This is a genomic window from Bacillus inaquosorum (assembly GCF_023238325.1).
In the GTDB taxonomy this organism is placed as follows: Bacteria; Bacillota; Bacilli; order Bacillales; family Bacillaceae; genus Bacillus; species Bacillus inaquosorum.
Map to the genome: position 1 here is coordinate 1961850 of NZ_CP096592.1, position 13255 is coordinate 1975104.

Here is a 13255-nt window from a genome sequence, read left to right on the forward strand (position 1 = left end):
GTCATTATTTTGAACAAACCGATTTTGTTTACACTGGTATTTTTTTCTGGCTGTATGGAACTTTCTTGGTAAAAGAACGTACATATGGATGATCAGCTTTCGAGGAGGAATGATTTGTGGAGATAAAAGGAATCAATCACTTGTTATTTTCAGTTTCTCATCTGGATACATCGATTGATTTTTATCAAAATGTGTTTGGTGCCAAGCTGCTGGTAAAGGGGAGAACAACAGCATATTTTGATTTAAATGGCATCTGGCTTGCACTTAATGAAGAACCTGACATTCCGAGAAATGACATTAAGGCGTCTTATACCCATATTGCTTTTACCATTGAAGAGCGGGAGTTTGAGGAAATGTCAGCAAAATTAAAAAGGCTTCAAGCCAATATTCTGCCTGGCAGAGAACGAGATGAACGCGATCGAAAATCGATTTATTTTACCGACCCTGACGGCCACAAATTTGAATTTCATACCGGAACCCTTCAAGATAGGCTTCGTTATTATAAACAGGAAAAAACGCATATGGAATTTTATGATTAAAACACACTCGAGATATCACACAGAACATATACATAAATCTCATGTATGGTAAAAATATGGTGAAGGGGGGATGAAGTTGAAAATAAAAATCTTGGCCTTATCGGCAGTTTTGATGTGTTTTTTTTGCATTGGCAGTACCCATGCGACAGCTTTAGATTTTGAGCACAAAACAGACTTTATTTTAAATGACAGTACAAAATCTTTTGTTTTGGAAAATATTAGTGATGTTCCGGCGATCGACTATTTTTTAGGCTATCAGTTTACGATCTTGGGGGCCAATACTTGCTCAGTTGAGATTAGACTTCAGCGGCTGGGGCTTACGGGGGATTATACTACGCTGAGCACGAAGCAATTCAGCGGCAGCTGGTTAGATTTTAGAGCTCAGGATAAGGTTTCTATTGACCCATTTCATCGATACCGTATATTTGCCGAAGAGCATTCAGAATACTGCACAAGTGTTCGGGTAAAGGGCAGTTATGGTATAGAATATTTTCATTTTGATTAAAGCTCACGACGATTAAGGAAGTGAGCTGTTTTTTAGTATATGTTGAACTAACTAAACTATGTACTAAATTTTCATAAAATTCAGTTGTCGCGCTCCTTAAATGAACATAAAGCCTTATCATTCCACGACCTCAGAAAATGAAACGTTTTTAAGAAGATAACGTCTAATGTTTTAAACAGACAACATTCATAAAAGTTTCCTAAAGGAAAGAAAATTTCTTGACTTCAACAATCTTTTGGTGGATAATTATGGTGTAAACATGATGTTCTTTTTCCTCCTATTCAGGCTCGCACCTAAAAGTTAGGGCGGGCCTGCTTTTTTTGAACAATAAACCCCCTCTCCATAAAGGAAGAGGGGGTTGTTTTATGCTTCTGATAGATCAATAGATTAATGGACGGTTCTGAACACGCCAATCACTTTCCCTAGAATGCTGACATTCTGCAAGATGATAGGTTCCATCGTTGGGTTTTCAGGCTGTAAGCGAATGTGAGTATCCTCTTTATAGAAACGTTTTACCGTAGCTTCATCATCTTCTGTCATCGCAACTACAATTTCCCCGTTGTTCGCTGTGTTTTGCTGTTTAACGATGACATAATCCTTATCGAGAATACCAGCGTCAATCATACTGTCTCCCATAATCTCCAGCATAAACACATGCTCGTCAGGGGGAACCATTCGGTCTGGAAGCGGAAAATATTCTTCAATATTTTCTACTGCTGTAATAGGAGATCCCGCCGTGACTTTCCCGATGACCGGCACATTAACGACCTGGCTTTGCGGAATGTCTACTTCTTCATCAAGAATTTCTATAGCTCTTGGTTTTGTCGGATCCCGTCTGATCAGCCCTTTTGTTTCCAAACGGGCCAAGTGACCGTGGACAGTTGAACTGGAAGCAAGCCCGACAGCCTCTCCGATCTCTCTCACGGAAGGCGGATATCCTTTTGATTTAACCTCTGCTTTAATAAAACGGAGGATATCAAGTTGCCTTTTTGATAGCTTCGTCATTTTTTGCACCTCAAAACGTCGATTTTAAGAAGATTATAGCATGATTTTCCTTACAGTACAAACATAGGTTCGAAAAAACAATTGACAGAAACGTGTGTTCGTATATACTGAAATTATAAAAAGGCGAACAAACATTCCTGTTGGAGGTTATGATCATGAGTAAAGAATCTATTATTTTTGTCGGTCTGTTCACAGTGATTTTGAGCGCGGTTATCCTTTTGCTGTCATATACAAGCAGCGGCCAGGAGCTTAATCAGTATGTTAAAATAGAAGTTCAGCAAGGCGATACATTATGGTCAATTGCTGATCAGGTAGCAGATAAAAAAAAGATAAACAAAAGTGAATTTATTGAATGGGTAGCTGATAACAATCATCTTCAGACGTCTGATATCCAGCCGGGAGATGAATTGGTGATTCCGTTGAAAAAGAAGCATCAGGATGCATATGAATTGGCAACTGTAAGATAGAGAGGATAGATAGAAAAAATGAAAGCACTCATTTATGCCCGCGTAAGTACAAATAAAGAACAGCAGGAGACTTCATTAAAGCGGCAGGAGGAGGAGCTTACAGCGATTGCAGCCGAGAACGGCCTGGAAGTCGTCAAAGTGATTTCTGAAAAAGCCAGCGGATATGAAATGGACCGGGACGGTGTATTTGAGCTGCTTGATGAGATCAAGAATTCGGGAATTGATGTTATTTTGGTTCAGGATGAGACTAGGCTTGGACGGGGAAATGCAAAAATCGCACTGCTTCATTGTATCTACAGAGAAGGTGTGAAAGTCTATACAACAGCTCACAGAGGTGAACTGGAGTTATCGGAGGCTGACTCGATGGTGCTGGAGATCGTCAGCATTGTGGAAGAGTACCAGCGGAAAATTCACAACATGAAAATCAAGCGGGGAATGAAGCGTGCAGTAAAAAACGGGTTTAAACCGCAAAAAAACCTGAAAAACCAACATGAAAACAGCGGAAAAGAAAGAATAGAGGTACCAATCTCAGAGATCGTCCGCCTAAGAGCGAATAAACTGACGTTCGCAGAAATCGCGGCTACGCTAAGAGGGTTTGGCTATGATGTGTCTAAAGCGACCGTCCACCGGCGGTTTCAGGAATACATAGAGAATGAAGAGACAGCCGAGTGAATCAGTTGTAAAACTCTTTTTGATCTAGTACTATATAGACAAAATGCAATAAAGGAGTTTAACATGATTTCAAACGCAAAAATTGCAAGAATTAATGAACTTGCTGCCAAAGCCAAAGCTGGCGTTATTACAGAAGAAGAAAAAGCCGAACAGCAAAAGCTCCGTCAAGAGTACCTGAAAGGGTTTCGCTCTTCTATGAAAAACACTTTAAAAAGTGTGAAAATCATTGACCCAGAAGGCAATGATGTTACACCAGAAAAACTAAAAAGAGAACAAAGAAATAACAAACTTCACTAATATAAGAGGAATACGGAAATATCGTATTCCTCTTTTGTATATACTATAAGCAAAACTTTTATGTGACAAAATTCAACAAGTTTCTCTCAAATTTAAGCTGAAACAGTTGAGAAAAAGTCGTCAGACATTTATGATGTAAGGGTACAACACATAAGGAAGGGGATTTTTATGGATACAATTGAAAAGAAATCAGTTGCTACCATTCGCACACTGTCAATAGACGCTATTGAAAAAGCAAATTCTGGTCACCCAGGGATGCCAATGGGGACCGCTCCAATGGCATACACACTGTGGACAAAATTTATGAACGTAAGTCCGGCAAACCCTGGCTGGTTTAACCGTGACCGTTTTGTTTTATCTGCTGGACACGGATCAGCACTTTTATACAGCATGCTTCATTTAAGCGGGTTTGATCTTAGCATCGAAGATCTTAAGGGATTCCGCCAATGGGGCAGCAAAACACCTGGACACCCGGAATTTGGACATACTGCCGGTGTTGATGCAACAACAGGTCCGCTTGGCCAAGGAATTGCCATGGCGGTCGGAATGGCTATTGCTGAACGCCATTTAGCGGAAACTTACAACCGTGATTCATTTAACGTAGTCGATCATTATACATACAGTATTTGCGGTGATGGTGATTTAATGGAAGGTATTTCTTCTGAAGCCGCTTCACTCGCAGGCCATCTTCAGCTTGGCCGTCTGATCGTATTATACGATTCTAATGACATCTCTCTCGATGGAGATCTTGACCGTTCATTCTCTGAAAACGTGAAACAGCGTTTTGAGGCCATGAATTGGGAAGTTCTTTATGTTGAGGATGGAAACAACATTGAAGAATTAACAGCGGCTATTGAAAAAGCACGCCAAAATGAAAAGAAACCTACATTAATTGAAGTGAAAACGACAATCGGTTTTGGTTCACCTAACCGTGCCGGCACATCCGGTGTTCACGGTGCGCCGCTTGGTAAAGAGGAAAGCAAGTTAACAAAAGAAGCTTACGCGTGGACGTATGAAGAGGATTTCTACGTTCCGTCAGAAGTATATGAGCATTTCGCTGCAGCGGTTAAAGAATCAGGCGAGAAAAAAGAACAGGAATGGAATGCCCAATTCGCTAAATATAAAGAAGTTTATCCTGAACTTGCTGAACAGCTTGAGCTGGCAATCAAAGGAGAGCTTCCGAAGGACTGGGATCAAGAGGTTCCTGTTTATGAAAAAGGAAGCAGCCTGGCATCCCGTGCATCTTCCGGTGAAGTTCTCAACGGACTTGCGAAAAAAATTCCTTTCTTTGTCGGAGGTTCTGCTGACCTAGCGGGATCAAACAAAACGACAATTAAAAATGCCGGTGATTTTACAGCGGTTGATTACTCAGGCAAAAACTTCTGGTTTGGTGTTCGTGAATTTGCGATGGGTGCAGCCTTAAATGGCATGGCGCTTCATGGCGGACTTCGTGTATTCGGCGGAACTTTCTTTGTCTTCTCTGATTACTTGCGTCCAGCGATTCGCCTTGCAGCATTAATGGGTCTTCCTGTCACATATGTCTTCACACATGACAGTATTGCGGTAGGTGAAGACGGCCCGACGCACGAGCCTGTTGAACAGCTTGCTTCACTCCGTGCGATGCCTAATCTTTCCTTGATCCGTCCTGCAGACGGCAATGAGACAGCGGCAGCATGGAAGCTTGCAGTGCAAAGCACTGATCAGCCAACAGCGCTGGTATTGACACGCCAAAACCTTCCTACGATCGACCAAACAGCTGAAGAAGCGTTGGCGGGAGTAGAAAAAGGTGCATATGTCGTATCTAAATCTAAAAACGAAACACCTGACGCTCTTCTCATCGCTTCAGGCTCTGAAGTAGGTCTTGCGATTGAAGCGCAGGCTGAACTGGCAAAAGAGAATATCGATGTTTCTGTTGTCAGCATGCCTTCAATGGACCGTTTCGAGAAACAATCTGATGAATACAAAAACACTGTCCTCCCTGCAGATGTGAAAAAACGCCTTGCGATTGAAATGGGTGCATCATTTGGCTGGGGCAAATACACAGGGCTTGAAGGAGATGTGCTTGGCATAGACCGATTCGGTGCATCTGCTCCTGGCGAAACCATCATCAACGAATACGGCTTCTCAGTTCCAAACGTAGTGAATCGAGTTAAAGCATTACTTAATAAGTAAGCCTTTCAAAGAGGATGAGTCAAATCATCCTCTTTTTCTTGTTTATCCGACAAAAATAGTATTGGCTGTTTAACAGTAATAGACAATTCTTTCTTTTCTTCTTTTGTATAATAGAGAGCAAATGAAATGCTGCCGCAAAAGGGGATGAAAAGATGGAACGTCACTACTATACGTACCTGATAAAAGAGGAATTTGCCAATCACTATTTCGGGCGGGAATCGGTTATGTTTGAGCTGTTTCAAGACTATCATTGGACAAGCCTGACAAAGCAGCAGTATGAAATGACAGAGAAACAGATTCAATATATTACACAGCCAATCCCGATTTTACATATGCATCAGCGGTTAAAAATGAATTTAAACAATGCGGATTACAGGCAGCTGGATTATATTTATAGATTAGCTTTGCCGAAAGCCAAAGGCCATGCGACGTTTATGATGAAGGAGCACATGATAGAAATTGTAGCTTCGGGGGATTACGAGGCAGAAACGATTTTCTTTGAAGTGTTGAGAAAAGTAAGCCCTTGCTTTCTAGCAATGGATTTCAATTCGAAGCGTTATGGATGGCTAAATCCGGTGAAAGAAAGAAATTTTGTCTAAAACCGAAGAAAAAGAGATGTAAATGTTGTATAATAGCTTTTGGTTTAGTACACTTTAAACTAGACAACATGAAGGAGGAAATAAAATGACTTTATGGGTTGGCATCCTAGTGGGCGTTGTTGCATTGCTCATAGGTGTTGCACTCGGGTTTTTTATTGCTCGTAAATATATGATGAGCTACCTTAAAAAGAATCCGCCTATTAATGAACAAATGTTACGCATGATGATGATGCAAATGGGAATGAAACCTTCTCAAAAGAAAATCAATCAAATGATGAAAGCCATGAATAATCAAACGAAATAATACGTAAAGATTATGATATAGAGAAACATGGTTATAAAATAAAAAACCCTTATACGGGTTTTTTATTTTGCAATCAATCATCACCCGCTACTGCTCGAAGGCGCTGCTTTTGATATTGTATGAGAAGATGGTCAAGCTCCTGACTGAGCTCTATCGTAGTATGAGATGTCATTCCGTTCGCCATGACAATTTGCAGCAGCTCTGCTCTTTTTTTTTCGATTTCATTTAATAGATGCTCTCTAATCACAGGGATGTATCCTTTCATACATTAGATCTTCAAAGTGAATGTTTATATTATATCCATATTTATACTAATTTTCAAATGAGAAGGAGTACAATATCTCAATGTCAAATTAAATTATATAAGTTTTTTCTAAAAATAGAAATCCTTCAAGTGAAAGTGTTAAAAAAATGAAATGATTTTGTCATAACTTGAAGGAATGTCAAATCATGAGGGGATGATGACATGGGAGACGTGAATTATTTTTTGACATTTGGAGCGGGATTTCTATCCTTTATTTCACCTTGCTGCCTGCCGCTTTACCCAGCTTTCTTGTCATATATTACAGGGGTCAGCATGGATGATGTGAAAACAGAAAAACTGCTGCTGCAGAAAAGAAGCTTGTTTCATACTTTGTGTTTTTTGCTTGGCTTTTCTGTCATTTTTATCGCTTTAGGCTATGGAACATCTTTTATTGGCAGCCTATTTAGGGATTATCACGATGCGATTCGGCAAATTGGCGCGTTGCTTATTATTTTGTTCGGTTTCATTACGCTTGGCGTGTTCCGGCCAGAGGCGATCATGAAAGAACGCAGAATCCATTTTAAGCACAAACCAAGCGGGTTTTTAGGTTCCGTCTTAATCGGAATGGCATTTGCGGCGGGATGGACGCCCTGTACCGGTCCGATATTAGCGGCTGTTATCACACTTGCAAGCACAAATCCAGGCTCAGCGGTGCCGTACATGATGTTATATGTACTCGGTTTTGCTGTTCCGTTTCTTTTATTGTCTTTTTTTATCACAAAGCTGAAGTGGATAAGAAAGAACCAGCTTTTAATCATGAAAGCAGGCGGCGTTTTGATGATTGTGATTGGCGTGCTGTTATTCTTTGATTGGATGAGCCTGATTATTATTTTGCTGTCTGATCTGTTTGGAGGATTTACTGGTTTTTGACGTTAAATTACTTTCGTACTACTACTAATCCTTTTGTTTTTGGTACAATAAGACTATTATCTGTGGAAATCGATTTTTGGAGGGGAATATGACAAGAGTTTTAGTTGTAGACGACGCCAAGTTCATGAGGGTGAAAATCAGAGAGATCTTGGAAGAGGCAAATTATATAATCGCAGGCGAAGCGGCGGACGGAGAGCAAGCAGCTGACCTGTATAAAAAACTGCGGCCGGACATTGTGACAATGGATATTACAATGCCAGTGAAAAACGGTATTAAGGCTCTTCGTGATATCTTAACCTTTGATCCTAAGGCGAAGGTCATCATGTGCACTGCCATGCGCCAGCAAAGAATTGTATCTGAAGCGATTGAGCTGGGAGCAAAGGACTTTATTGTTAAGCCGTTCGAGGAAACAAAAGTGTTAGAAGCTGTTAGCCGTGTTATGGGACATTAAAGTCATTTCTTTTCAAAATGGTTTTTTTTATTGTTTTGGAGTATAGTATATAGTATCAACACTCCGAGAAACAAAGGAATGATAAGTATGATGATTATAGTTTCATCGATTATTGCTGTGTTAATGGCTGTAGCTGTAATGGTGGTCAGAATTAAGTCCTCTGACAAGCCCGTTTCACCGAAAAAAATCATTCTTCCGCCGATTTTTATGAGTACGGGAGCGTTAATGTTTTTATTTCCGGTATTTTGGGTAACTGGTGCAGAGTTTTTAGAAGCGATCACTTTAGGCGTGATTTTCTCTATTTTTCTCATCAAAACTTCTAAGTTTGAAATTAAAAATAATGAAATTTACATGAAACGCTCTAAAGCATTTGTATTTATATTAGTCGGTCTTTTAGTGATCAGAATCGTGATGAAATCGATCTTAAGCACATCGATTGACTACGGCGCACTGAGCGGAATGTTTTGGATTCTGGCTTTCGGTATGATTGTACCGTGGAGAATCGCCATGTATTTATCATACCGAAAACTTCATAACGAGCTGCAGTCAGCTAATATTCAAATGAATTAAAAAACCTTTCCTCCTGTCAGGAAAGGTTTTTTATTTAAGAAGGGCTTGATAAGGTTCGAGATCGATTTTTTTGTCTCGCAGATGCCTTTTTAAGAAGGTATGGTCTCTTTTAGGAGTTGCGAGAATATACCCTCTGATCATCAGTTGCTGATCAATCTTTGATACCTTTTCTTTTAATGCAAGCTCACCGATTTTACCTGCGATTTTGGCTTTTGCTGCATCTCTGAACAGCTCCGGAACCGGAGATACCAATTCATTCAGAAATTGTTTGTTTTCATCGCTCCACAAGTGCCTGCTGTTTTTGATATAGTAATCCTGCCAATCAAGCTCTGACCTGCCGTCTTCTTTTGGTAAACGCTTTAGAAATTTTCGAAACATAAAAAAACCGCCGATTGATAATAAGACAACCATCATGATCACCCAAAACAGAATAAACCACAAAAACCAGCCTTCCAGCATCAATCATTCCCCCTTATTCTAACCATATTGTATACGAAGAGAGATTAGAAGAACACAGTAAAAAAAGAATAGAAAAAAGTGATAGACGTCTAGTCAAAAGAGATAGTAGATCATATTCTATTGTATAGTGAATCTGCTATTTGGCCATGGGAGAGTCACTAGAGGGTATTTGACGATAAATGGACGGAAAAAAAGTCACTTTCATAATAGGGGATGAAAGTGACTTTTTATGTTAGCTGAGAGGAAATTGAAGAGAAAAAGAAGAACCATCTTCTGTTTCTTTATTGACGGCAACTGTGAGTATTTGATTTTCACATTCGGTTTGAATGGTTTTGTCATTTAAATAAAAAGGAAGCATCATTTGTTTTTCAATAGTCTGTCCTGACGATTTGACCGTTAAGATGAAATCGCATCCAGACAGGGTAACCGTTACTTGTGTCGGCTTTAAAAAAGTCAGATCCGCTTCAATAATATACTGCTGACTTGTTTCATATAAATCAATAGGCAATGTTTCGTCGTACCAGGCGAAGGGGTCTTCAAAAAATTGCCGAAGCCATTCATCCATACCATCGAAATCATTAGCATCATTACGTTTTGAATGGGTCATGGAAGCATTCCTCCACATATCAACCTTGCTTTACATCATATGCGGAGGATCGGAAATGGGTGAACGCATAAAAAAACAGACACTAAGGTCTGCTTTTCTTACATATCATGGCTTGAGTTGTGCTTCTGTCTTGTGTGGTTTCGGTTCTTCACTTTTTTGCTTCCGCTGAGAGGCTCCGGCTGACCCGGATTGTGCCCTTTAGGGGCGTTTTTATGCATATCTTTACTTGTATTTTTATTGGTCATAAAATAGAACCTCCTTAAAAGAGTCCGGTGTTATTGATTGGTTTTTCTTTTTTTATTATTTTGGCGTTCAGCTTCAGTCAGTACAAGCTGGTCGTTTTCGACGTAGCCTGCGCCTTTGCCTTGGCTTTTCGCGTCATTCATTCCGTTAATTACGTGATTCGCTTTTCTTTTGACCATCATTATCACCTCAATCATAATATGGCTCCTTTTGTTGCGTTATATGAGAGAGCATAAACAGTAATAATTACCGGTACATTTGTCCGATAAGCCGAACTTATTGTATTTAATAAAAACATTGATATTTACTTATGTATGATTTTGTTTTAATATGAAATTGTGAGAAAATTGTGATGGAATTTACGTTCATCTGAGAATGATCTGATCTGAAGGGGGATTTTGGAGAATGGCAAACGAGCAAAAAACTGCAGCAAAAGACGTTTTCCAAGCGAGAAAAACGTTTACTACAAATGGGAAAACATATCATTACTACTCTTTAAAAGCGTTAGAAGATTCAGGTATCGGGAAGGTTTCGAAGCTTCCTTATTCCATCAAAGTTCTTTTAGAATCAGTATTACGTCAAGTTGACGGATTCGTCATCAAAAAAGAACACGTGGAAAATTTGGCAAAATGGGGAACTGCCGAATTAAAGGAAATCGACGTTCCGTTCAAACCGTCTCGTGTTATTTTACAAGACTTCACAGGGGTTCCGGCAGTAGTAGACCTTGCTTCACTGCGTAAAGCGATGGCAGCTGTCGGTGGAGATCCAGATAAAATTAACCCTGAAATTCCTGTTGATCTCGTTATCGACCACTCTGTACAGGTTGATAAAGCGGGAACAGAAGATGCGTTAGCTATTAATATGGACTTGGAATTCGAAAGAAATGCAGAGCGCTACAAATTTTTAAGCTGGGCAAAGAAAGCGTTTAATAACTATCAGGCAGTGCCGCCTGCAACAGGTATCGTGCACCAGGTAAACCTAGAGTTCCTGGCAAGTGTCGTCCATGCCATTGAAGAAGACGGCGAGCTTGTAACGTATCCTGATACGCTTGTCGGAACAGACTCACATACTACAATGATTAACGGTATCGGCGTTCTCGGCTGGGGTGTCGGCGGAATTGAAGCTGAAGCGGGAATGCTTGGACAGCCTTCTTACTTCCCAGTTCCTGAGGTAATCGGCGCGAAACTTGTCGGCAAGCTTCCAAACGGAACAACAGCTACTGACTTGGCGTTAAAAGTGACACAGGTGCTGCGTCAAAAAGGCGTTGTCGGCAAGTTTGTTGAATTCTTCGGACCGGGAATTGCTGAACTGCCGCTTGCGGATCGTGCAACAATTGCGAACATGGCTCCGGAATACGGCGCTACATGCGGTTTCTTCCCAGTAGATGAAGAAGCGCTCAACTACTTGCGTCTGACAGGCCGTGATCCTGAACATATTGATGTTGTTGAAGCATACTGCAGAAGTAATGGCTTGTTCTACACTCCTGATGCTGAAGACCCTCAATTTACTGATGTGGTTGAAATTGACCTGTCTCAAATTGAAGCAAACTTATCAGGTCCAAAGCGTCCTCAGGATTTAATCCCGCTTTCTGCTATGCAGGAAACATTTAAAAAGCATTTGGTCAGCCCTGCTGGTAACCAAGGATTCGGTTTAAATGCTGAAGAAGAAGATAAAGAAATTAAATTTAAACTCCTTAACGGCGAAGAAACAGTTATGAAAACGGGTGCAATCGCCATTGCTGCGATTACAAGCTGTACGAATACATCAAACCCGTACGTTCTGATCGGCGCCGGACTAGTAGCGAAAAAAGCGGTTGAATTAGGGCTTAAGGTGCCTAATTACGTGAAAACGTCACTTGCACCGGGTTCTAAAGTTGTTACAGGATATCTTGTGAATTCAGGCCTTCTTCCATACATGAAAGAGCTTGGTTTTAACCTCGTTGGGTACGGATGTACAACATGTATCGGAAACTCAGGTCCGCTTTCACCAGAAATTGAAGAAGCAGTTGCGAAAAATGATCTTCTGATTACGTCTGTCCTTTCCGGAAACCGTAACTTTGAAGGGCGTATTCACCCGCTTGTTAAAGGCAACTATCTTGCTTCACCGCCGCTTGTTGTGGCATATGCGCTGGCTGGAACGGTAAACATTAACCTGAAAACCGATCCGATCGGTGTGGGCAAAGATGGTCAAAACGTATACTTTAACGACATTTGGCCGTCAATGGACGAAATTAATTCACTTGTTAAGCAAACTGTTACGCCTGAGCTCTTCCGCAAAGAGTATGAAACGGTATTTGACGATAACAAGCGCTGGAACGAGATAGAAACAACAGATGAAGCATTATATAAATGGGATAGCGAGTCAACTTACATTCAGAACCCGCCATTCTTCGAAGAAATGTCTGTTGAACCAGGAAAGGTTGAGCCATTAAAAGGCCTGCGTGTTGTCGGTAAATTCGGCGATTCAGTCACAACCGACCACATTTCTCCTGCAGGGGCAATCGGAAAAGACACGCCTGCCGGTAAGTACTTGCAAGAGAAAGGTGTTTCTCCTCGTGACTTTAACTCCTACGGTTCCCGCCGCGGTAACCATGAAGTCATGATGAGAGGAACATTTGCAAACATCCGCATCAAAAACCAAATTGCGCCGGGTACAGAAGGCGGATTTACAACGTACTGGCCGACTGGTGAAGTAACATCGATCTATGATGCGTGCATGAGATACAAAGAAGATAAAACCGGTCTTGTCGTATTAGCTGGAAAAGATTATGGTATGGGTTCTTCACGCGACTGGGCTGCAAAAGGAACAAACCTTCTTGGCATCAGAACGGTAATTGCTGAGAGCTTTGAAAGAATTCACAGAAGCAACCTTGTATTCATGGGTGTGCTGCCGCTTCAATTTAAACAAGGTGAAAATGCGGAAACACTCGGCTTAACTGGTAAAGAAGTCATCGAGGTAGATGTTGATGAAAGCGTACGCCCTCGTGATATCGTTACAGTAAGAGCAATTGATGAAGACGGAAATGTAAAAACATTTGAAGCACTTGTCCGCTTTGATAGTGAAGTTGAAATTGATTACTACCGCCATGGCGGTATCCTGCAAATGGTGCTTCGCGATAAAATGAAGCAATCCTGATGAATCAATAGGAAGAGAAGGCATTAAGCTTTCTCTTCTTTTTATGACAAAGTGTG

At 40.8% G+C, this 13255-nt stretch carries 18 protein-coding genes; 12 read left to right on the forward strand and 6 right to left on the reverse strand.

The window, feature by feature from the left end:
* Positions 1–116 precede the first annotated feature (116 nt).
* Positions 117–539 carry a FosM family fosfomycin resistance protein gene (gene fosM, locus M1M80_RS09790; protein WP_060398708.1) on the forward strand — a complete coding sequence of 141 codons (423 nt, stop codon included), beginning with the start codon at positions 117–119 and terminating at the stop codon, positions 537–539.
* A gap of 70 nt (positions 540–609) precedes the next feature.
* Positions 610–1044 (forward strand): hypothetical protein, encoded by a 435-nt coding sequence (locus tag M1M80_RS09795; protein WP_248596966.1) that lies wholly within the window; start codon positions 610–612, stop codon positions 1042–1044.
* Positions 1045–1431: 387 nt separating this feature from the next.
* Here M1M80_RS09795 and lexA read toward each other — a convergent pair whose 3' ends face one another.
* Positions 1432–2049, reverse strand: a complete 618-nt coding sequence (gene lexA, locus M1M80_RS09800) for a transcriptional repressor LexA (RefSeq protein ID WP_003238209.1) — start codon at positions 2047–2049, stop codon at positions 1432–1434.
* A gap of 149 nt (positions 2050–2198) precedes the next feature.
* Here lexA and yneA point away from each other — a divergent pair, with 149 nt between their 5' ends.
* From yneA to M1M80_RS09830, 6 genes are all read left to right on the forward strand, one after another.
* Positions 2199–2516 carry a cell division suppressor protein YneA gene (gene yneA, locus M1M80_RS09805; protein WP_080010814.1) on the forward strand — a complete coding sequence of 106 codons (318 nt, stop codon included), beginning with the start codon at positions 2199–2201 and terminating at the stop codon, positions 2514–2516.
* 18 nt (positions 2517–2534) lie between these two features.
* Positions 2535–3188, forward strand: a complete 654-nt coding sequence (locus M1M80_RS09810; RefSeq protein WP_003238203.1) for a YneB family resolvase-like protein — start codon at positions 2535–2537, stop codon at positions 3186–3188.
* Positions 3189–3251: 63 nt separating this feature from the next.
* Complete coding sequence (locus tag M1M80_RS09815; RefSeq protein ID WP_003231595.1) at positions 3252–3485, forward strand: DUF896 domain-containing protein; 234 nt, start codon at positions 3252–3254, stop codon at positions 3483–3485.
* A gap of 168 nt (positions 3486–3653) precedes the next feature.
* Complete coding sequence (gene tkt, locus M1M80_RS09820) at positions 3654–5657, forward strand: transketolase (RefSeq protein WP_003238201.1); 2004 nt, start codon at positions 3654–3656, stop codon at positions 5655–5657.
* Positions 5658–5809: 152 nt separating this feature from the next.
* Entirely contained in the window at positions 5810–6256 is a 447-nt protein-coding gene (sirA, locus tag M1M80_RS09825) for a sporulation inhibitor of replication protein SirA (protein WP_003238200.1), read from the forward strand.
* 85 nt (positions 6257–6341) lie between these two features.
* A complete protein-coding gene (locus tag M1M80_RS09830) occupies positions 6342–6560 on the forward strand; it encodes a YneF family protein (protein ID WP_003221221.1) in 219 nt (72 codons plus the stop codon).
* 73 nt (positions 6561–6633) lie between these two features.
* On the opposite strand, the gene ynzD is transcribed toward M1M80_RS09830, so the two are convergent.
* Positions 6634–6807: an aspartyl-phosphate phosphatase YnzD gene (gene ynzD, locus M1M80_RS09835; RefSeq protein WP_080429100.1), complete on the reverse strand. Its 174-nt coding sequence runs from the start codon at positions 6805–6807 to the stop codon at positions 6634–6636.
* 219 nt (positions 6808–7026) lie between these two features.
* Between ynzD and ccdA the strand changes: the two genes are divergently transcribed.
* The 3 genes from ccdA (at position 7027) to M1M80_RS09850 (ending at position 8755) form a co-directional block, all read left to right on the forward strand.
* Positions 7027–7734, forward strand: a complete 708-nt coding sequence (gene ccdA / locus M1M80_RS09840) for a cytochrome c-type biogenesis protein CcdA (RefSeq protein WP_003238193.1) — start codon at positions 7027–7029, stop codon at positions 7732–7734.
* An 88-nt stretch (positions 7735–7822) separates the two neighbouring features.
* Positions 7823–8185 carry a response regulator gene (locus tag M1M80_RS09845; protein ID WP_003238192.1) on the forward strand — a complete coding sequence of 121 codons (363 nt, stop codon included), beginning with the start codon at positions 7823–7825 and terminating at the stop codon, positions 8183–8185.
* 78 nt (positions 8186–8263) lie between these two features.
* Positions 8264–8755: a CcdC family protein gene (locus M1M80_RS09850; protein WP_080010815.1), complete on the forward strand. Its 492-nt coding sequence runs from the start codon at positions 8264–8266 to the stop codon at positions 8753–8755.
* A gap of 30 nt (positions 8756–8785) precedes the next feature.
* On the opposite strand, the gene yneK is transcribed toward M1M80_RS09850, so the two are convergent.
* The 4 genes from yneK to sspO form a co-directional block, all read right to left on the reverse strand.
* Positions 8786–9214: a DynA interaction protein YneK gene (yneK, locus tag M1M80_RS09855; RefSeq protein ID WP_003238189.1), complete on the reverse strand. Its 429-nt coding sequence runs from the start codon at positions 9212–9214 to the stop codon at positions 8786–8788.
* Positions 9215–9446: 232 nt separating this feature from the next.
* Positions 9447–9839, reverse strand: a complete 393-nt coding sequence (cotM, locus tag M1M80_RS09860; protein WP_080429015.1) for an outer spore coat protein CotM — start codon at positions 9837–9839, stop codon at positions 9447–9449.
* Between the two features lie 80 nt (positions 9840–9919).
* Positions 9920–10066: a small acid-soluble spore protein P gene (locus M1M80_RS09865; RefSeq protein WP_003221237.1), complete on the reverse strand. Its 147-nt coding sequence runs from the start codon at positions 10064–10066 to the stop codon at positions 9920–9922.
* Positions 10067–10096: 30 nt separating this feature from the next.
* Positions 10097–10243, reverse strand: a complete 147-nt coding sequence (gene sspO / locus M1M80_RS09870) for an acid-soluble spore protein SspO (protein ID WP_003221239.1) — start codon at positions 10241–10243, stop codon at positions 10097–10099.
* 226 nt (positions 10244–10469) lie between these two features.
* On the opposite strand from sspO, the gene acnA reads away from it, so the two are divergent.
* Positions 10470–13199 (forward strand): aconitate hydratase AcnA, encoded by a 2730-nt coding sequence (gene acnA, locus M1M80_RS09875; protein WP_019258526.1) that lies wholly within the window; start codon positions 10470–10472, stop codon positions 13197–13199.
* The last annotated feature ends 56 nt before the right edge of the window (positions 13200–13255 follow it).

Excerpts from the sequence above, each read along its gene's own strand:
- M1M80_RS09795 (WP_248596966.1), top strand. The coding sequence starts at position 610 with ATGAAGTTGAAAATAAAAATCTTGGCCTTATCGGCAGTTTTGATGTGT.
- lexA (WP_003238209.1), bottom strand. The coding sequence starts at position 2,049 with ATGACGAAGCTATCAAAAAGGCAACTTGATATCCTCCGTTTTATTAAA.
- yneA (WP_080010814.1), top strand. The coding sequence starts at position 2,199 with ATGATCATGAGTAAAGAATCTATTATTTTTGTCGGTCTGTTCACAGTG.
- M1M80_RS09810 (WP_003238203.1), top strand. The coding sequence starts at position 2,535 with ATGAAAGCACTCATTTATGCCCGCGTAAGTACAAATAAAGAACAGCAG.
- M1M80_RS09815 (WP_003231595.1), top strand. The coding sequence starts at position 3,252 with ATGATTTCAAACGCAAAAATTGCAAGAATTAATGAACTTGCTGCCAAA.
- tkt (WP_003238201.1), top strand. The coding sequence starts at position 3,654 with ATGGATACAATTGAAAAGAAATCAGTTGCTACCATTCGCACACTGTCA.
- sirA (WP_003238200.1), top strand. The coding sequence starts at position 5,810 with ATGGAACGTCACTACTATACGTACCTGATAAAAGAGGAATTTGCCAAT.
- M1M80_RS09830 (WP_003221221.1), top strand. The coding sequence starts at position 6,342 with ATGACTTTATGGGTTGGCATCCTAGTGGGCGTTGTTGCATTGCTCATA.
- ccdA (WP_003238193.1), top strand. The coding sequence starts at position 7,027 with ATGGGAGACGTGAATTATTTTTTGACATTTGGAGCGGGATTTCTATCC.
- M1M80_RS09845 (WP_003238192.1), top strand. The coding sequence starts at position 7,823 with ATGACAAGAGTTTTAGTTGTAGACGACGCCAAGTTCATGAGGGTGAAA.
- M1M80_RS09850 (WP_080010815.1), top strand. The coding sequence starts at position 8,264 with ATGATAAGTATGATGATTATAGTTTCATCGATTATTGCTGTGTTAATG.
- yneK (WP_003238189.1), bottom strand. The coding sequence starts at position 9,214 with ATGCTGGAAGGCTGGTTTTTGTGGTTTATTCTGTTTTGGGTGATCATG.
- cotM (WP_080429015.1), bottom strand. The coding sequence starts at position 9,839 with ATGTGGAGGAATGCTTCCATGACCCATTCAAAACGTAATGATGCTAAT.
- M1M80_RS09865 (WP_003221237.1), bottom strand. The coding sequence starts at position 10,066 with ATGACCAATAAAAATACAAGTAAAGATATGCATAAAAACGCCCCTAAA.
- sspO (WP_003221239.1), bottom strand. The coding sequence starts at position 10,243 with ATGGTCAAAAGAAAAGCGAATCACGTAATTAACGGAATGAATGACGCG.
- acnA (WP_019258526.1), top strand. The coding sequence starts at position 10,470 with ATGGCAAACGAGCAAAAAACTGCAGCAAAAGACGTTTTCCAAGCGAGA.